The organism is Actinoallomurus sp. NBC_01490, assembly GCF_036227085.1.
Taxonomy (GTDB): domain Bacteria; phylum Actinomycetota; class Actinomycetes; order Streptosporangiales; family Streptosporangiaceae; genus Actinoallomurus; species Actinoallomurus oryzae.
Map to the genome: position 1 here is coordinate 9867395 of NZ_CP109433.1, position 19618 is coordinate 9887012.

A 19618-nucleotide genomic window follows, 5' to 3' on the forward strand; every position below is an offset into this window, starting at 1 on the left:
ACCTCGCCTCGAATACACCCAGAGTGTCGGCGCCATCTCCTACAGTCAGGAACACGGACCCGACAGGGAGCGCCGATGAAACCCAGCATGATCTATGACCTGACAGCCACCACCACCATCGCGAACCAATCTGTAACTGACGCGTTCCGGAGAGGCTCAACAGCCGTCGGCAAGGTGATCTGGTGAAGTTATGGAGATGGCTGCCGTGGTCGCGTTCCGCTCGCGTCAAGACCGCGGCGGACCCACTGGGTCCGCGGCTGGCCGAGCACAAGTGGACCGCCAAGGCCGCCGAGTTGTCGCAGACCGGGCTGGTCACCATGGCGTTGCGGCTGCCTGCGCTGCTCTTGGCGGTGATGCGGCTGGGGCGGCAGGCGGCTCCGCGTGACCTGGCCGTCACGGTCGTCTTCAACGTCGTCTCCGGAGTGTTCACGGCGTTCGGGCTGCTGGCCACCACGGGTGTGCTGTCGGCGTTGTTCGCCGCCGACCCGACGCCAGCGCGAGTGGCCGGCGCCGCGCCGGCCCTGCTGCTGGTCGGGGCGGCCGTTTCGGTGCGCGCTGGGTGCTCGGCGATCGCGCAGTGGGCCCAGGGTCGGCTGCGACCGCAGGTCGAGCAGATCGTCGAGCGGCGGCTGTATGAGGTGACGACCGCGGTGGACCTGGCGGCCTTCGATGATTCGGAATTTCAGGACGATCTGCACCGCGCGCGGCTCCGCGGTATCGAATCGGCTCCGTCCATGGTGGACAACGCGGTCGACTTGTTCACGGCCTCGGTGGGGGTCGTGGCGGCGGCCGGTGCTTTGGGCGTGCTGCACCCGGTGCTGTTGCCGCTGCTGTTGCTGACCGCGCTGCCGGAGGGATGGGCGGCGGTGCGCGCCGCGCGGCTCGGTTACCTGTCGGAGCTGGCGCTGGTCGAGGTCTACCGCCGTAGCTGGATCATGACCGAGCTGATGACCGAGCGCTCCCACGCCGCGGAGGTCCGCTCGTTCACCGTTCGAGGCTTCTTGTTGCGCCGGTACGCTCGGCTGGCCGACCACATCCGCGCCCGGAAGCTGGGGCTGGCGCGCCGCCAGACGCTCGCCAGGATCTACGGGGATGTCCTCAAGGGCGTGGCCACCATGGTGATGTACGCGGCGCTGGGCCTGCTGCTGTGGAGGGGCATCATGCCGCTGGCGGTCGCCGGGACGGCGGTGCTGGCGATCCGGACCGGGCAGAACTCGCTGATCAACCTGGTTCACGCGCTCAACCGCTGCTACGAGGACGGCCTGTACTTCGCCGACTATCTGAGCTACTGCCAGATGGCCGAACAACGCATCCACCGCAGCCGCGCCGCCATCGCCACGTCGACCGATGCTCAGGCGGCAGGCCGGGTCGAAGCGCTGCGACGGTTTCAACAGATCACCGCCGACCAGGTCACCTTCGCCTACCCCGGCAGCGACACCCCAGCCGTGCGGCAAGTGTCGGTACGGTTGGGTCGCGGTGAAATCATCGCGCTGGTCGGTGAGAACGGATCCGGCAAGACCACACTCGCCAAGATCCTGGCGGGGCTCTACACGCCACAGGCCGGCCAGGTCCGCTGGGACGAGACACCCGTGACCGACCTCGAACCGCAGATCGCACGCCGCGCCATCGCCGTCATCGCCCAAGACCACACGCACTGGCCGATGAACGCCGCCGACAACATCGCCATGGGCGACGATCTCACCGCCCCGGGCGTGCGCGAAGCGGTCGAGCACGCCGCCACCACATCCGGAGCCGACCAGGTCATCGCCACCTTGCCGAACGGTCTCGACACCTTGCTGGACAAACGATTCGACGGCGGCCAAGAACTCTCCGGCGGCCAGTGGCAGCGACTCGCGGCGGCGCGCGGGTTCTACCGGGACGCTCCCCTGCTGATCTGCGACGAACCCACCGCCGCACTGGACGCCCGCGCCGAACACCACCTGTTCGAACAGATCCGAGACCACGCGCGCGCCAACGACCGCACCGTCCTGCTGATCACCCACCGGCTCGCCAGCGTCCGGCACGCCGACCGGATCTACGTCCTCGACGGCGGCCAGGTCACCGAACACGGCGACCACCACGAACTGATGAACCTGGGCGGCCTGTACGCCGAGCTGTACACCCTGCAAGCCTCCGCCTACCAACACCGCGGCATCAGCACACACACGGCCGGCGACGAACACGCCACCTCCACGATCGAGCCGTAAGACGAACCATGAACCGAGCATCGCCTGGGAGGCGTGGTGTCCGGCGACGATGAGCGGGAGGGTCCGCCGCGGCCGGACGCCCGGGTGGCGCACCCCGTGCTGGTCTACAACTACTGACTGGGCGGCAAGGACAACTTCGCCGCCGACCGCGTGGCGCCCAACCCCGAAACGAGCGCGAGGTATTGACCCAGCCCGGACCATGTCCGAGGAACTGTCACGCCGCTGCCGAGGCCGGGTCATCTTCGGTCCCTTCACCGCGTTCGACCCGAGGAGGCGTGTGTGGTCGAGGCCGAGATCGGCAGGCCTTTCCCACCTTCGACCTGTCGCCCGAGGGACGCTGTCAAGTCCTGGCCTTCGCCTTTGGATTACCCGAGTGGACGGGGCTGACCCGCAACACCGGAAGCGGTGTACTGCCCGAGAACTTCAATGAGTATCTCGACGCTCTGTTCATCGACGAAGACAGGTCTGACTGGGCCTGGGAATACTACGTCGGCGACGCCCAGCCGACTGATCTGTGGCGACGCACCATCGAGGAATGGCTGGATCCGGGCCTGCCTGGCTGGCGAACACGCCCCTGGGCAAACCGATCCAACGGCTCAGGAACGCCATGAGGCCCGGGGCTTCGACAGCCGCGTGCCTCACGGGTGACGATTCGTCTTGGGGCCGGCTACCTGGTGACGGTCGGCCTACCTCACCGCCGGGGACGACGGCGCCCAAGCCATCGCTTCGGGCCGTCCACCGCGAGCCACCACCACGCCACGCTCAGCACCTCGCCCCACCCGGCCGCCCGCGACCGTTTGCGTTCTTTCACCCTCATCCCCGACGACTCCCATCTCTGATCAAGCCCATCCAACCCCAACACACGCTGCCAGGCCCCTGACCCGGCGTGGCGTGTGGAGCACGCGCCCGCCGGGGATGAGATGATCACGACGCTCCGCGCCGGGCACGCACCTTCCGGCGCGGACCGCGCTATGGGGGAAAGCCGCCGGGGCGTTCGTCCCGATCCACTGCAATCCACCGCCCCGGACGGCGCCCACGCCGCCCCAGGGTTGTAGGGCCTGGGGCCGCTGACCTCACGGGACCGGGGCATGCTTCGGCCGGCCGCGCTGAACGGCCGCTGGCGACGCCGCCGCTGATCAGCGGCTCGGCGCCGTCAAGGACATGACGATCACCTTGACGGTTAGCCGAATTACCCTGGCCAAGGCGTTGCTGGGCGCGGCCGAGACCAACGCTGCGGCTGTCGAGTCCCTTGCTCGAGCACAAGGTGACCACCGAGCAGATCGTCCAAGCCGAGGGACTGGCGCTGCACGCCGCCGCGTTCAGCAGAACGCCCGACCCGGTGATCGCGTGGGCGCGGGCGGGTACGTCCGGGGTCTGTGGGTTCCGGCCCGCGCCCAAGGAAGCCCCCCGCACGTGGTCCCGCCAACCTGGGAATACGGCTCTGGCGGGAGGACCGTGGCCTTCCACTTCATCTGGAAAAGGGCGCAGTGATTGCCGGTGTGCACGGGGAGACATGCCATCACCAGTTAGGTCACCCCGACCAACCGGTGGTACGGAACGCCTAGATGTACTTGGCCACGCTGCGTTCAGAGGGGCGCGGGCAGGCGTTGGGGTCGATGAAATTCGCTCGTCGTCGATGCGCGCAGCGGCGGCTCTGCGGGCTGAGCTCGATGGTGCCGTTTTGGCGTACACCCCAACACCACACGCCGGCGGTTAACGTTCAGGAGGATAGGGATTGTTGGAACGCGTGTCGCCGTCAACGCGGAGCGGCGGGCTGCGGGGCTGCGGGCTTCAAGCGGCAGGAGTACGGACATCCATGCACACAACTTCGGACATCGACACCGGAGCCCAGGCGGGCGGGGGTGTTGAGAATGGATCTTGGTTCTTCAACACACCCCTGTCACTGGTCTGGTGTTCGCTCTACAACCTGTCCTGATGCTGGCCGGTCCACCGGGGACTCTCCACAATCCAGGCAGGCCCGGTCACCAGTGCGCGTCCCGAGATAAAACTCCGCAGCCGTCCGCCGATGATCACACGGCGGGCACCCTGCTTCTTCCCACGCCTTCCGGATCCTTGCCACTTCGCTCATCTGCACACCCATGATCTGAGCGTCACATCGTCTGGCCCGGCGCGAAAGAGTCACCTTGGCCAGAGATCACCTGATGAGCACGTTGCCCGCCCGTCCCATCGATACCTTGCGGCTCGATCTCTCCGCTGGGACTACCCTGATTTTCACAGCCGATTCGGACTGGCCTCACCCTTGTGGCCCTCATGATGATCCTGATTCCCTGAGGGGTCTCGTTAGCGAGCGTCGTCACAACCCACCGTCACCAGGGCGATGACGCCATGGCCACCGAACGTCGGGTCTGTGACATGGCTGGGAGTCGGGCTTAGCGAGATCCTTCACTCGGACTCAGAGTCCGCCGTCTACCGGTCGATACCTCATCGTCAACATCCGTGCCTCGTGGGCGAGCATGAACTTCAGCACACGTAGCACCTTGTCCGCCTTTCCGAGAGCATGGAAGATCTCGCGCGGTAGCGCCCCTGCGTGGTCCGGTGGCCGCCCCAAAATGTCGGCGGAGATACTTATTGTGGATGGGTGACGCACACCGTCTTCCATCGGGGTTATGGCATCGAGCTCAATCTCACCGAAGATGACCTGGGACATCCGGACCGCCCGGGACTACTGGATGAGCTCTACCAGAACTACAAGCCGGACTTGCTGTACTGCGTGGATGCTTACGACCACGGAGGCGTTGCCTGTCCTGGATTCATGACTATCCGAAAGGTCAGCGGGCGTGCGCACGCGATGCATGTCAATATCGGTGAGCTCAAGGAGACCGAGGGTGAGAGCGATCTTCATAAAGCGCTCAAGGAGTACACCGCGCGGACCGCGGACCGCGAAGGTTTTGCGACACGAATCGAGGATCGGCCCAGACACGGCCGCCGGCGTACCGACGTAATCGTCCAAGGCGCCAACGGCAGGGAGCTCGGTTACGAGATCCAGCTGTCTGCTATCGCCACCGGCTCGGTCGATAGCCGTACGCGCATCGCGCGCACCGACGGCCTTACTCCCTTGTGGCTGGTCAACGACGAGAACGCCATCCCGATCGATCGAGCGCCCTGGGCCCGGTTGAACGTCTTCAGCTGGAAGGACGTCGGCCGGCGCGAAGCGCTGCCCGTGCGCGGCGGAGTCAAGACGTTGCGGCTGGCGTCTTGTGACTGGAACAGCCCCGAGCCGTGTCCTAAGCAGGGGCGGGGACGTTGCGGCGGGCGGCACGGCGTTTGGGTGGCGACAACTGGCCTGTATTACGACGACGTGATCTACCGGACCGCCGTTGGCGAACTCGTACCGCTGTACTACGAACGCTCCGACGGCCGCCGCGGGTGGCACATGTGGGTCACGCCCACAGACAAGGAGGAGTTCCTCCAAGGCCGCCCCGAGCCATCCCCGGACGCTGCCCGAGCGCGAGCCGTGGCGCGGGAAAATCGGCCGCTCGTTCCGAAGGCACGCGATCCCGAATGCCACTACGGGCAAGACACCGGAATTCGCGCGGAGCTTGCCCGCCCCCGCGACAGCGGTGATCCGATCGACGCCGCTGACTGGATGTCTGAGCCTCCATCCCCGCAGTTCACGGCAACTCAGGAGGTGGATGGGTTCCGAATCCCCGGCGATCTGATCGCCGCCCAGCGCGCCTACTACATGGCCGAAGCTCGCTGTGAACAAATCTTCTCAGCCCATCCACGCCCCACCGACATCGCAGCTGGCCGGGCAGAGATCACCGATGAGCAGCGCGTCGAACTTGCCGCTGCCCGTGGTGAACGCCTGCGGCTCGTCGAGGCACTCAACGACCACCCGTGGTGGGCCACGGTCGACAACCGTCTTCGGGCCAAGCAAGCACTCCGGACCGCCGCGCAGAAGTGACGACATCGGCTCAGCCGAGCGTCGCCACAGCATCACCCATGCCGGGTGCCTCGGCGGCCAGATGGCCCCAGAACCCCACACCCTTGGCAGACCGGCCTGGTCCGTGGTTGAGCAACGTGGTGCACTGCGACCGGCGCTGCCGCCTATCCTGGGTGCGCTTCCCCAGTCCGCCGAGCGCGTGCGCGCCGCCTACTTGGAGACGAAGGCGTCCGAGCTTGGGGCTGTAATGCGGTGTTGGTTGAGGTGGTGAAGGACGGTGTGGTGGGCTTCCCATCCGTCGGGGAATTTGACGGGAACGTTGAGGTGAATGGGATCGGTGGCGGGGTGTGCATCGAGGAGGTCGGTGATGCCTGCGCGGCTGACGACGATGCAGGCGTGGCGGTGGCGCGTGGTGAGTACGCATAGGCGTCCCGCGTCGAGGTGAAAGGTGGTGGCGTCGCGTCTGCCGGAGAGGGGGTGGGCGACGATGACGACTTCGTATTCGCGGCCTTGGAGGCGGTTGGCGGTATCGACGGTGATGCGTTCGGCTCCGGGTACGCCGGTGCTGGGCAAGGTGCGCCGGATCTGGTCGGCTTGGTCGCGGTGGACGACGCCGATGGCGATGTCTTTGGGGCCGAGGAGCCGTTCCTCGGGGTGGTGCTCGCAGCGTTCAGCGGCGCCGCGGGCGAGGAGGCGGGCTGCGATGTGGGCGGTCGCAGCGGCGATGTGACTGTCGGTGCGTTGGGTGTGGCGAGCGGGGAGTTCGTGGAGCGCCCATCCGGTGCGGCGTGCCTGTTCGAGGGTGTCGTCGAGCGGGCTGGGGAGGGCCGCGGTGGTGAAGGTGAGGGCACGGGCGCTGTGGGAGGTGCCGGCGGCGAAGGGATTGTAGGGGTAGAAGGCGGGGGCGATGAGCGTTGTCGCGGATGGGGGGAGTCTCCAGGAGACGGGGAGCGTGCGTTCAATCACGGTGTCGCGGTTGTGGGCGAGGAGGACGTCGACGGCGTTCTGTCGAGGGTCGTAGGCGAGCCCGGTCCAGCGTTCGGTGTCGGCGATGGTAAAGGGGTCGAGTTGGCCAGGATCGCCGACGAAAAGACCGCAGTCGAACTGGGAGGCCACTAGCAGGAGCGCGTCGGACCGCATCTGGTAGGCCTCATCGACGATCGCCCAGCGTCGGCGATGGTCTTTGACACGGGCCCATTTCGCGGCTGTACCGAGCACGATCTCGCATGCTTGCAGATTGCCGATTTTGGTGTCGATGGTGACGTTGCTCAGGGCCTCGAGTGGGGAGGGTGCATTGGCGTATTCCTCGCCGCTGATCCGGCCGATGCGTAGGGCCGGGTCGTCGGCGGCGAGGAGGGCGGCCAAGTCGTCGATCTGGTTGTTGGTCTGCGCGATGATCATGATCTGTTCGCCTGCGGCGACGAGTTCCTGGGCAGCGCGCCGAACCAACGTGGTTTTCCCGGCTCCCGGTGGTGAGTCGACGACGACCCCGCGACCGCCGTTGGACGAGACGGCCGAGAGGTCGCTCAGGATGGTGCGGACCGCAGCATCGGCGGCCGTAGCGGGGTCGTGGTGTTGTGCCTGTGCGGGATCCGGGAGGGGGGTCATGGTTGTGGGCTTTCGTCTGTTGTCGGCTCGAGGGTCGGGTCGTCGTCGGGTTCGGTGTCGTGGTCAGGCTCAGCCTGGTCGGGTAGCGCGAGCGCGTCGGGTGGGCCTCCGTGGGTCCACGGGGTCTGCTCGCGGCTGGGGAATTCCACCGCTCCCCACTGGCTCGGCCAAGGCGTGTAGCAGACCTGCTCGTTCATTTCGGGGACGCTGCCGGGCCTGGGGTTGTTGACCGATCCCATGCCGGAGACGACCTCGAGGGTGATCAGGTGGGCCGCGGGCGGATCGGGGGTGACGGCGCAGACGCGGACGTGGACCCGCTTGTCGGGGCGTGACCATTCGACGTAGTCCTGGTCGCGGACGAGCGGGGGCGGATCCTGGGTGACGATGGTGAAGCGTGGCCGCAGGACGCGCCGTCCCTTTTTGCTGAGGTCTTGCCGTAGCGGGTTGCGTTCGACGACGGTGCCGGCGAACGCTGCGCCGGTGGTGCGGCGTTCGGCGAGGACGAACGTGTCGTCGAGGGCTTGTTCGTCCTCCAGTATCTTCTGTGCCTGTTCGAGACGGGCCAGGCGGCGGGCGGCGTCGACGGCCTTGTCCCGTGCTGGCTGGGGCGCTCCGCCATCGGCGATGTGGGTGCTGAGTCCGGTGAAGCGGTCTCGATCGTCTTGCCAGCGTCGTTCGCAGCGGGGCGCGCGGGGAATGGTGCGCAGCAACGCTACGCCTTGCCACATCAGATCCCAAACGTGGCGCAGTTGGCTGGCCAACGCCTTGTGGATGTCGTCTGCGGCTTGGCGGGCTGCGGTGATGTCGTGTACGGCGTTGGCTCGGGTGTATGCGCGCATGTGGGGCAGGAGTTCGTAACGGTCGAACAGCGGGTCGGTGACCGGCCCGGCCGGTGGGTTGTCGACCGGGTCTTCGGCGCGCCGTGCGGCCTGAGCGCCAGTCATCCCATCGGGCGGGTCGATCCAGGCGAGGAGGGAGGCGAGGTTTTCGTCTTCCAACCGGCTCTGTCCGGTGGCCCAGTGGGCGGAGAGCTGTTGGGTGAGCGGCAGCAGGAGGGACGAGCCGGGGTATTCGGCACGGTCGGCGAAGAATGTCAGCCACCTGCCGAGCAATTCCACCGTGGGTTCGGGGTCGGGGGCGCCGGGTTGGGGGCGTGGCGGGAATCGGGTGGAGCGGCCAATCCGCGCAAGGTAGTCGATCGTCGCGCGGTTGGCGACGATGATCTGCGGCGCGTCGGCGCAGCGGAGCCGTGGCGGTTTGCCTTCGCGTTCAGGCAACTGTTGGGCGGTGCTTTCTCGCTGCCGGATATAGGGCAGGACGACCTCGGCGAGGCGTAGGTAGAAGTCGCGGCGCTGGTCGCGGTTGCGGGGCTGCGGGACGCTGAGGACGGTGGGACGGTGCCGGTTGGTGCCGACCATGCACGCCAGCGGCGCGACCGCCTCGCCGGCCATCTTGAAAGCGACCAGGATCAGGGGTTCGTCGACCAGATGGTGGTGGCGCATCTGCCGGAGGGGTTCGGCGTAGCCGCTGCGGGCGGCGCGCAGGCGGGCGAGCGCGGTCAGGCTGCTCATGCGACCCGCCCGGGAAGCTGGGAGCGGAGCCGTTCGGCGTGCAGAAGGGTCCGGGCGACGTCGACTTGGTCGTCGCTGGGGGTCTGGCTGCCTTCGGCGAGTGCGAGCGCGGTGTGGGCGTTGTCGACGCCCCCGAGGACATCGGTGACTTCTGCTCCGTACAGGTCGAGGGATCCGCTGGTGCGAGCTTCGTCACGGCACAAGCCGGCGAGCTCGCAGTGCGCTGTGCACCCGGGGCGGTACCGCGCCGGGATCTGCCGCAGATCGCCGGCCAGTTCCTGCGGCGGGCGCGTCGGCGTGTCCTCGACGACGGCCAAGTCGAAACTCAGCCCGGGTGGCAGCAGATCTAGCAGGTCGGCGACACGGTCCATGCGCTGCAGCTGGCGGCGCAGCATGGTGATCTCCTTGCGGGCGTCGATCAAGGTGGCGACCGGGGTGTTACCGAAGCCTTTGGGAGTCACCAGGAACACCGAGGTGGAGATCAGCGCGGGATCGAGGTTGAGGTCGGTGAACATGTCCTGCAGTGCGATCACGTAGGTGGATGCTTGTTTGGTCGCGGCGGCGATCTGAATGCCGTCGGCCCGCCCGTCGATGACGGGGAACGACTTGATCTCTACGACGTAGAAGAGGTCTTCGACCTTGAAAGCGACCAGGTCGGGTTCGAGGTAGACGTACTGGCCGCCGACGCTCAGTCGCAGCATGGGATGGTCATAGAGGGTCGCAGGCGACGGCCTTCTGGTGGCGGCCCGCCACAACGCCGAGCAGGTGTCTCGGTAACGGGCCTGCTGCCCGATGCGATCAGCGACGCTGTCCAACGCGATGTAGGCAACCTCCTCGATCGGCAAACCCAACGCCTGGCGCAGCTGTGCCAGCAGAAGCGAGCCGCCGTGTTCCTTCACGAGGGCTTCGAAGGCTTTGCCGCGGCCCAGCGCGAACGGTGACTGCCCGAACGGCCAGGGGAAGCCGGCGTGGGCGGCGATCTTGCCTTTGTCTGCGCCGCAGGCGTCCAGCAGGGCCCGGCGTGCACAGCCGGGGTTGGCGGCCATGCCGACCAGCGTGCGCGCCGAGTGAGAAAGCGGCTGCTGGCCGCCGCGTAGTGCATCGAGGCGTTCAGTCGTAGATTTCACAATGACGTGACCTTGGAGTGCGCAACAGAGTGGGGAAGGAAGACGCAGTCGACGGTATGCATTAGGCACACCGGTGCAGGAAGGCACCAATCCGATACTTATGGGCCTATGGTCGCCTGCCGCTTCAGCAGGGTGAGCCGTGTTCCGAAAAGACGCTCGGGATCGGCGAGCTGTCGCCGAGCGCGAGTGGCGGCTTCGGCACGTTCGTAATGGTCCGCCTCAGCGTGGATGGTCAGTTCCGTCTGTGCGGCTTTGGCCACGTGCTCGGGGTCCAGCGGTGCGGAGGCTCCATCCGTCGGGGGGAGAGCACCGGGGATGCTGACGGCGAAGCTGCGAAGCAGCCGTTCGGCTTGCGTGGTGGCATCGGTGGCCGACTCTTCCAGTTGCCGGTGTGCGGTAATGGCCGCAGCTATTTTGATCGCGGCGGTGAGGAAGTCCACGCGGGGGCTGTAGGCGCCGATGATCCGCTGTTCCAAAGGCCAGGTGCTCACGGTCAGCAGTGCCCTCGCCGGAGCCAGGTGATCGGCGGTCAGGGCGGGGCACAAATAATATGGGCGGGCGTTCGGCGAGGCGCGGTAGGAGCGTTCCTCGTCGCGTCGCAGGCTCGCCAGCCGGGCCGCCGGGAGGTCACCGGAGAAGAACGCGCCGTGGACTGCGGTGATCAGCTTTGGCGCGGCGGGCACACTGAGCAGGCTCAGTACGTGATGGACCCGTTCACGCGCGGGCAGCAGCGGGCCGACCCGCCCCTCATCACCCAAGGTCGCGCTGCGCTCAGGCGACCTCGCGGCAGCTGACTCGCGGCCGGAGCGCTGATCAGCATCAGCGTCCTGGTTCTCGAGTTCGATCTTTTCTTCCCACAAGCCGTTGAGACGGCGCAGCTGCGACCTGAGCCGCTTTTGCAGTGCCTCGTCACGCTGCCGTGTAGCTGCGCGCAGGGCACGGCGAGTGTCGGCGATCGCAGCCTCGACATCGTCGGCGGTCTCGTAGGTGTCTCCCATGATCCAGACCTTACCAGATTTCCAAAGTCTTCCAAGGAACTCCAAAGTTGCTGTAGCGTTGCGTGCCGCCGGGACTACACCAATGGTCTCGAATGCGACGGGAGCGGATCATGAAGTTGCTGCACACCTCGGACTGGCATCTTGGAAAAGCCGTGTACGGCAACCACGACCGGTACGCCGACTTCCAGGCGGTCCTGTCCGAGATTGGCGACGTCGCCCGCGACACGCGGCCAGACCTAATCCTGCACACGGGCGACCTGTTCGATCGGGCCCAGCCCGCGGCCCCCTACCTCGCTCTGGGGGTGCGGGCCCTACTCGACCTGGCCAAAGTGGCGCCCACCGTGGTGGTCCGCGGCAACCACGACTCCGAGGCGATGCTGCGCTCCTTCGATCTCCTGGTCAACGAACTCGCCGCAGCGCAGGGATCACCGGGACGGCTCCGGTTCATCACAGCTGCGACGACACCGGCAAACGGCGGACCCCTCGACCTGCCGGCCAGCGGCGGCCAGCGGATCCGGCTGGCGGCCCTGCCGTTCGTGCACCGCAACCGGGCCGTGGAGGGGTTCGACCTGCCCGAGCAGGCCAGCGTGATCTACGCCGACCACCTCCGTGACATCCAGCGTGAGCTGGGGCGCAGCCTGTGGGAAGGCTCTGAGCGCGACCGGGACGTCCTGGTGTTCGCGGCCCACCTGTACGTCGAAGGTGCTCTGCTCTCGTGGAGCGAACGGCCCTTGGATGTCACCGACGACTACGCCTGCTACGCCGACGCGCTGCCGGAGGTTGCGTACTGTGCGCTCGGCCACATCCACAAGCCGCAGCAGATCAGCCGGGCCGGAGTAACCGCCCGCTACGCAGGCAGCCCTCTCCAGCTCGACTTCGGGGAGGAGGGCGAGACCAAGAGTGTCGTACTGATCGAGGCCAACCCCGGCCGACCCACCAAGACCGACGTCATCGCGCTGCAGTCCGGCCGAAGACTGAAGATCTTCACCGGAGACATGAACCAGCTGGCGGCCCAGGCCGACCAGATCAGTGACGCCTTCGTGAAGGCGATCATCGACGTCGACGACCCCAGCCCCGGTCTGTCCGCTGCCGTGCAGGCCGTCATCCCACGCGCCACCATCGTCGACCTCATGCCTCGTTACCCCGGATCGGAGGAAGTGGCGGTGCTCGGCGCTCACAGCGATGTCGAGCCCGAGCCTGACCTCACCGAATTGTTCGGCGAATACCTCGATACCCACAGCAGCATTCCCGGTCGTGGCGCCGTCCTTCGGCAGACCTTTGCCGAACTGCTCGCCGCCGCCGACTATGACGAGCCCGTCATCGACCCGGTCGCGCGTCTGCTCCAGGCCGCGATTCCGACCCAACACGACTGACCAGCGCAATGCCGTCGGCCGGGCCGCGCCCCTGGCCTCCACATCCCGGCGTTCGTTCACGTCGGCACCCCATCAAGGCTTACGCGACCTACTTGTCAGGAACGCAGATGCGACCCAAGCAACTGACCTTCGCCGGCCTGCGCAGCTACCCAGGCCAGGCCCAGACCCTCGACTTCACCGGAAAATCGCAGGTGGGAATCCTCGGCGACACCGGCGCCGGGAAGACGACCATTCTCGAAGCCATTACCCTCGCGCTCTACGGCACCCCCACGTGGGCCAAAGAGGGCGCCAAGGAGCTCATTGCCGAAGGCGAGCCCTCCATGGTCGTTGAACTGACATTCGAACACGACGGCCAAACTTGGCGGATCCGCCGCGTCTACTACGCCCGAAATCGCCCGCACACCCACCTGCTGGAGAACCTCGATACGGGCGAGACCACCGACAATCGCGGCGCGGTCAACCGCCGTATCGAAAGACTCCTCAAACTCCGCCGCGAAGACTTCCAGTCGGCGGTCCTGCCCCCGCAGGGCAAGTTCGACCTCCTACTCAACGCGAGTGAGACCGAACGGTCCCAGATCCTTAAGGGGATCTTCGGCACCACGTCGCTGACGGCCACCCGATCCCTGGCCGACCAGCAGCGCCAGACCATCCGAGACCTGCTCGATCAAGCCGTGGCTGCACGCGCCACCTACCTGCTCAACCCGGCAGAGGAGGCCAAGACCGCGACACTCGCTGCGCAAGCCGCGCAGCGGCGCACCGATCATTTGGAGGGGGCGCTGGTCCGGATGAGCGCCCTACAGAAGAAGGCGGCCGCCCACCGCATCCGATCGGCTGCCCTGACCAGCGCGCGCAGTGGCCTGGATACAAGCCTCGCCAGACTGGACATCAACGTTCTCGACGCCATGGTCTCCGTCGAGGAGGACCTCGCTGAGGCCGAGCGGCAGCTCATCTCCGATGAGGCCAGCGCCGGTGCCCAGCGCACGCAGGCGCAGCAGCGCCTGCGAGCCCTCGCCGACGAGGGCGCCACGGTCGAGAGCGTCACTTCTGCCGCCACGGTGCTATCGGAGTTGCCGCGGCGTCTGTCCACTCTGCAAGCCGCCCAAACTCGCCTGGAAGGCGAGCAGGAACAGATCGACCACGACGGCGAACGCCTCGAGGCCGAGCAGGCCCACATCAGCGATCTGCATTTCAAGGCCCGGCAACTCACCGAACAGGCCGAATCCGCCAGGAGCAGCGCCGACCGGACCGGAAAGGCCACGACGGAACTGGTGCGGGCGACATACGCGGCACTCAGCGCCGCGGCGGCCGTGGCCCGCGCTCGGGAAGCCGAAAGCCAGGCCGCCGCTGCGCATCTGGAGGCTGACCAGCGTCTCCCCGGCCTGCGAGAGGCCGTCAGCCAAGCTGAGCAGAAGGCGACCGAGGCCCTCCACCAAGTCGACGCCGCGGTACGTGAGGACGCGGCTTACGCCGCAGGCCACGGTCTGCACCCCGGCGACGCCTGCTCGGTGTGCACCCAAGCACTGCCCACGAGCTATCTCCCTCCCCCACCGGCCGATCCAGCGCGACTGACCGCAGCGCAAAAAGCCCGTATGGCCGCCGACCGGGCCGTCAAGAACGCTGGCAAACAGCTCGCGCGCAGCGAAGCAACCCACGAGGCCGCCGACCGTGAACTTCAAGCGGCACGCAAAAACCTTGATGAGGCGCTGCGTCGCCTCTCTGACCAAGCAACCCATGCCAAGAACGCCGCCGCCCAGCCCCTTCTCTCCCCAACGGACGCCGCAGTCGCCATCGATCATCACGCATTCGGCCACGACCTGGATGCCGCCCTGCACGCCCTACAGCAACGGGGCGCCTCCCCCGAGCACAGCGAGCTCACTCGGGAGACGGACGCGCTATGCCGCCCGGCCCAGGATCTCACCGAAGCCCTCTCTACCGCAGCCACCGCGGCTCGAGACAGCGCGCAAACCGCCGAAGCCGACGTAACCTCGGCAGCCCGCCTCCTTACCTCCGAACAGGCCAACCTCACCCGCCGACAGCAGACCCACACAGCGACGTGCCAAGAGTTGGACTCAGAGATCGACACGCTGCAGGAGACCCTGTCTCACCTACCGCCAATGGTCGCGACCGTCCTATCAGGCCCCATTCTCAGCATCAGGTCGGACCACATCGACGCCGCAGGACGGGCGCTCGCCGGCCTCAACGAGCGCCTTCAGAAGGCAACCGGCAACCTCAAGACCGCAGACGCCACTCTGGCTGACGTCGCCACTGCCCGGCTCGACCTCCAAGAACGGCGCCAAATCTCAATCCAGGCACCGCTCACAGCGCTGCTCACCGAGGCATCCGCACTCATCGCCGCAGCCCAAACCGCCCAAAGCGTCCTGGACCCTACTCTGCCGCCCCTACCCTCGCCCCCAGCCGCACAGCTGACCGTCGCGAGCCTCCGCGAGACCTGCGCCACCACAACGGCCATCACCACCGACCTCCTCGCACGGTTGAAAACCGCCGACGATGCCGCACAGACCGACCTTGCCACCAGCCAGGCCAACCTTATCCAGGAGGCACAACAGATCGGAGCAGACGAGGAAGGCAAGCCGCTGGCCAGTTTCCTCAACGACATTCCGCTGGACGAGCCAGCTGCGCTCGACCCACTATCGCAAGCGATCGGAGCGGCCAAGCAGACCTTCACCGATCAATCCGCCCGAGCCGAACACGCCACGACCCAAATCGAACCCGCCGGCAAGCTCGACCACGCCATCGCACAGGGCCGGTCCCGGCTGCAAGACCTCGACGAAATCTACGCGCTGCTGGCAGACGGGAAGTTCCCCAAGCACCTCACCGAGCGCCGCACCCGCGCCCTGCTGATCGTCGCCAGCGACCTGTTCGCCCGCCTGTCCGCAGGACGATATGGCTTCACGGACAACTTTCGCATCATCACCCGCGCCACACGCACTGTCCGCAGTGCCAAGACCCTCTCTGGCGGCGAAACCTTCCTCGCTTCTCTCGCCCTCGCCCTCGCGCTCGTTGAACTCCACGGCCGCAACGGCGCCCGCCTTGGCTCGCTGTTCCTCGACGAAGGCTTCGCCGCCCTCGACTCCACCACGCTAGCCTCCGCCCTCGCCGTCCTCCGCGACGAAAGCAACGGAGACAAACTCGTCGTGGTCATCAGCCACCTACACGCCGTGGCCGAAGCAGTCGACGACGTCCTGTGGGTCCAACGCGCCGCCACCGGATCCCAAACCCGCTGGCTGACCGGCCCCGAACGCGACGCCCTCGTCTACGACAACGCCCAGTCCGGCCTGCTCGGCCTCAGCGATAGCCAACCCGCAGGAAACATGGCCTCCACACGAACTTCAGGACAGTCCTAACCCTGGCAGGCGCCATGAACCTCAAGCCGCGAGCCGCCGCACCCACATGTACCCCATCGCATTCGGTACGGCGCGGACGCTGGCAGGTGGTCGACTGCAGTGGCGGTGTGAACGGCGGCGGTCAGGCTGGGGTACTTGACGTCCAGGCAGCTGTCTCTGCTGAGGGAAGCCCTATGTCGGGGCAGGGTCGTTGATCGAGGTTGAGGTGGTGTCGGTCGCGCGGGTAGCGGTCGCGTAGAACTCCAACGGTCCGGCGAGCCAGGGTGCGCGTTCGACGGACTCGGCGGCACAAGCCCAGATAGCTCGCCGATTCCACCGCATCGCCCATGAGCTGCGTTCGATACGCACGTGTAGCTACATTCGCACATACCCATCGAGCAACAGTTCGAAGCCAGGCCATCGCGTTCTGTCATACCTGTTGTTCAGACTGGCCTGTGCTGTCCCCGGGACCGATCCGGTACCCGATTCTCTGGAGTTTCCTCGGAGGAAGCGTGCTGTGATGGATGAACCACGCCACTGGTGGCGGGACGTGGTCCCCAAGGACTGGCGCGTCTTCGCCGATCGGGATGACATCTCCCGCGACAAGTTCACCGCGATCCTCGCGGCTCTGGAAGAGCTCTCGACCCGCGGACCGATGTCGACGCTCAGCGAGATCCTCACGCACCTGCGCGTGGTCGGATACTTCGACCCTCTCACTGAACCGGAGCTACGGAGGGCGCTGGATGATCTGGCGGGGGATGAGTTGTGCACGACGTTCCGCGATTACGCGGCACCGTTGCGCAGCTACCAGGAGATGCTCGGCCGGCAGGAAGGGTGGGCCCTGACCCCCCGAGGCCGATATGTCGTGGCGGCCGTCCGCAGCGCCGTCGTTGACGCGCATCGCGCGTTGCAGCTGCCGACCCGACTGCTGGACAGCGTTGAGCACACCATCCGCCGGATGCTCACCCATCTTGCCGATGACAGCGGGATGCTGCCAGCCGATCTTGACGATGTCCGCACCCGGATCGAGGAGCTGCAGCGAGTGACAGCTGACTACTACACGGCCCTGGCCCACATGGTGCAATCGGATGTGACCGACGACGCGGTGTTCGAGGACAACCGAGATCGGGTGATCGAAGCACTGCGGCAGTTTCCCCGCGAGTACGAACGCGCGCTTCGCAGAGTCGAGGCCGCTCTGGTGGAGCTGGAGGGGGCCGGATACCGGCGGCTGGTCGAGGAAGCTGTCGCACATGCCGGTCTGCTGGACGCTCGGGATCAGCAGCACTGGATCGAGGAGCGAGTGCGGCGGCTATCGGATCTGGCTGCCTGGTTCGAGCGGGACGGCACGGTCTACCGGCTGATCTCTTCGGCTTCCCGGGCTGTTCACATGCTGCTGGTGGCAATCGATCGGCGTTACGCGGCGCGGCGACGCGGATCGGATCTTGGTGCTGACTTCCGTTCGTTGGCGCGGAGCCTGTATCGGCAGGCGTCCGATGCAGACGCTCGGCGTGTGTACGCGGCGGCTTATGGCGACTGGCCTTCTTGGCACGCTCAGGTCGGTCCGCGTGAGGACGATGTGGCGCACGCCACGATGGCTGCGGCCAGCGTGCGGCGGCGCAAGCTTGACGTGGTACTGCGTGAGCATCAACGGCATGGCCGTGTCGGCGGCCGTCCGCGCAAGGTTGCGGACACCACCGCGGACCGCGCTGCGGCGTTCGCCGAGGCCGCTGCCCTCGCCGCTCGGCGGCAGCGTATTGGCGACCGGTTGGTCACTGCCGGCGAGGTGCCTCTTGGGCATTTCGCCGGCCTGGACTCGGAGGCCGCGACGATTCTGTTCGGCGCCGTCGAGATCGCCCTCGGCCAGCTCGATCCGGCCAGCGGGATCGGAGCGGCGCATGCTGAGGGAGCGAATGTGCTGGTGAGCGTCCGGGTGGAAACGCCGAGCACCGCTACCACTGTGCTGCTCGCCGAAGGATGTCTGACTGGTCCGGACCTGCGGATCCAGGTCAGCTCCACCGATTTCGTTGGCGGCCTGGTAGCGGATGCTTCCGTTGCTGATGCAAACGCGGAGGACGATACAGGAAAGCTGGGTGTGGCATGAGCCTTGGCCGGTCGCTAGACCCCGACCTGCGGGAGGCCGGACGGCTCCTGCTTCGGTCTACCCGGATTCGGGCCGAAATGGATGCGGAGCTGTACCGGAACGCGGTCGAGCGCCGGGATGAGCTCGTCGACTTCTTCAAGGAGCAATTGGGCTGGCGCGTGGAATTCCACGAGGCGGGCGAGCAACTGCGACTGCACAAGCGCCGCTTCGACGTCCCGGCCGACCGTGGACCCAGGGTAGAACGCGGCGGAAGGCCCGGCCCGCTCGCGTCGGCCACGGTCTTGGTCGTTGAAGCCCTCGTGTGTGAGCAGCTATGGCAACGGCCTCAGATGAGCCTGCAGGAGCTGCTACAAGCGGTGGCGCAGGTCTGTGCGGCCGAAACGTCCGCTGGCACGCTGCCGGCTTTCCCGATCGTCTCACCGGACGGTACGGCCTTGCAGGAAGCCCGCCGCAACCGTCAGCACATGCTCGACGCGTTGATACTTCTGGAACGTCAGGGCATCATCACCTCCGACACCGACCTGGACCAGGCCGCCGACGACCAGGATGCTGACCTGGTGGTCACCGCCTCCCGGGACCGCCTTATGGCCAAGGTCTCCTGTTTTTCGCCAACCCTCCTTGGCCTGGATGACCTGCCACCCGCCGAACACGTCGCCGCGCTGTCCGCTGAGACCCTGCCCATGGGCACCACGGCCGGCGCGGACCTCGACGAGAGGGACACGACCGTGGAGGAGCGGAGGTTGCGGGCGATCCGCAGGCTGGTCGACGATCCAGGATGCGACCCGCTGGATGATCCTGGCGGCAGCACCGCCTACCTGAACACGCTGACCGGCCGGGACCGCGGCCTGACTGTCGTGGCCGCGCTGGACCTGACGGTGACAGCGCGCAGGGACTGGTGGGAGGTCACGGATCCCCTGGCCCAGGCGAGCGGGATCGACTTCCCCAACGGGCGCCGCAGCGAACGACAGGCCGCACTAAAAGTCCTCGCTTACCTCAATGAGCGCCCGGACCCGCGAGCACCGGTCTCGGTCGACGAACTCGTGGACCTGTTCACTCAGGTCCGGGCACGGCTGCCACGCTGGGCCGCCGGGTACGGGCAGCGGCTGGCCGCTCTGGCCCGGCACGCCGCCGACGAACTGATAGCCGTTGGGCTACTGGCCGCCGACTCCGACCATCCCGACCGGTGGCACCCCACCCCCGGTGTCGCCCTCTGGCACGTCCGCGAGCGGCCCGCCGAACCAACCGGTCGTCACCAGCCGCACTCCCCCGGGCACCTTGTCCCTCTCTTCGACGACCTCGGGCATCCATTCGCCTCGCAGGTGACCACCGAACCTGCCCGTGAGTCGGGCACCGCGAACGCGCCCACACATCCATCACGATAAGGA

General features: G+C 66.9%; 11 protein-coding genes. 7 read left to right on the plus strand and 4 right to left on the minus strand.

Going from position 1 to position 19618, the window contains the following annotated elements; genetic code table 11:
- The first annotated feature begins 182 nt into the window (after positions 1 to 182).
- The 3 genes from OG417_RS45310 (at position 183) to OG417_RS45320 (ending at position 6132) form a co-directional block, all read left to right on the plus strand.
- Positions 183 to 2207 (plus strand): ABC transporter ATP-binding protein, encoded by a 2025-nt coding sequence (locus OG417_RS45310; RefSeq protein ID WP_329243112.1) that lies wholly within the window; start codon positions 183 to 185, stop codon positions 2205 to 2207.
- A 275-nt stretch (positions 2208 to 2482) separates the two neighbouring features.
- Positions 2483 to 2818: a hypothetical protein gene (locus tag OG417_RS45315; RefSeq protein WP_329243115.1), complete on the plus strand. Its 336-nt coding sequence runs from the start codon at positions 2483 to 2485 to the stop codon at positions 2816 to 2818.
- Between the two features lie 1988 nt (positions 2819 to 4806).
- Positions 4807 to 6132, plus strand: coding sequence for a competence protein CoiA family protein (locus tag OG417_RS45320; protein ID WP_329243118.1), 1326 nt, complete (start codon positions 4807 to 4809; stop codon positions 6130 to 6132).
- Positions 6133 to 6321: 189 nt separating this feature from the next.
- Here the strand turns inward: OG417_RS45320 and OG417_RS45325 are convergent, their stop codons facing one another.
- The 4 genes from OG417_RS45325 to OG417_RS45340 all read right to left on the minus strand — a co-directional run bounded on the left by OG417_RS45325 (position 6322) and on the right by OG417_RS45340 (position 11415).
- Entirely contained in the window at positions 6322 to 7719 is a 1398-nt protein-coding gene (locus OG417_RS45325) for an AAA domain-containing protein (RefSeq protein WP_329243121.1), read from the minus strand.
- Entirely contained in the window at positions 7716 to 9290 is a 1575-nt protein-coding gene (locus OG417_RS45330) for a hypothetical protein (protein ID WP_329243124.1), read from the minus strand. Before OG417_RS45330 ends, OG417_RS45325 begins: the two co-directional genes overlap by 4 nt.
- The gene (locus tag OG417_RS45335; protein ID WP_329243127.1) at positions 9287 to 10417 is read right to left on the minus strand and encodes a hypothetical protein; all 1131 of its coding nucleotides are present in this window, start codon (positions 10415 to 10417) and stop codon (positions 9287 to 9289) included. Before OG417_RS45335 ends, OG417_RS45330 begins: the two co-directional genes overlap by 4 nt.
- A 98-nt stretch (positions 10418 to 10515) precedes the next feature.
- Positions 10516 to 11415 carry a hypothetical protein gene (locus OG417_RS45340; protein ID WP_329243130.1) on the minus strand — a complete coding sequence of 300 codons (900 nt, stop codon included), beginning with the start codon at positions 11413 to 11415 and terminating at the stop codon, positions 10516 to 10518.
- Between the two features lie 110 nt (positions 11416 to 11525).
- Between OG417_RS45340 and OG417_RS45345 the strand changes: the two genes are divergently transcribed.
- From OG417_RS45345 to OG417_RS45360, 4 genes are all read left to right on the plus strand, one after another.
- A complete protein-coding gene (locus OG417_RS45345) occupies positions 11526 to 12788 on the plus strand; it encodes a metallophosphoesterase family protein (protein WP_329243133.1) in 1263 nt (420 codons plus the stop codon).
- A 107-nt stretch (positions 12789 to 12895) separates the two neighbouring features.
- Positions 12896 to 16153, plus strand: a complete 3258-nt coding sequence (locus OG417_RS45350; protein WP_329243136.1) for an SMC family ATPase — start codon at positions 12896 to 12898, stop codon at positions 16151 to 16153.
- A gap of 499 nt (positions 16154 to 16652) precedes the next feature.
- On the plus strand, positions 16653 to 18233 hold the full coding sequence (locus tag OG417_RS45355; RefSeq protein ID WP_329243139.1) for a DUF2397 family protein: 1581 nt from the start codon (positions 16653 to 16655) through the stop codon (positions 18231 to 18233).
- Positions 18230 to 19615, plus strand: coding sequence for a DUF2398 family protein (locus tag OG417_RS45360; protein ID WP_329243141.1), 1386 nt, complete (start codon positions 18230 to 18232; stop codon positions 19613 to 19615). Before OG417_RS45355 ends, OG417_RS45360 begins: the two co-directional genes overlap by 4 nt.
- Positions 19616 to 19618: the final 3 nt, after the last annotated feature.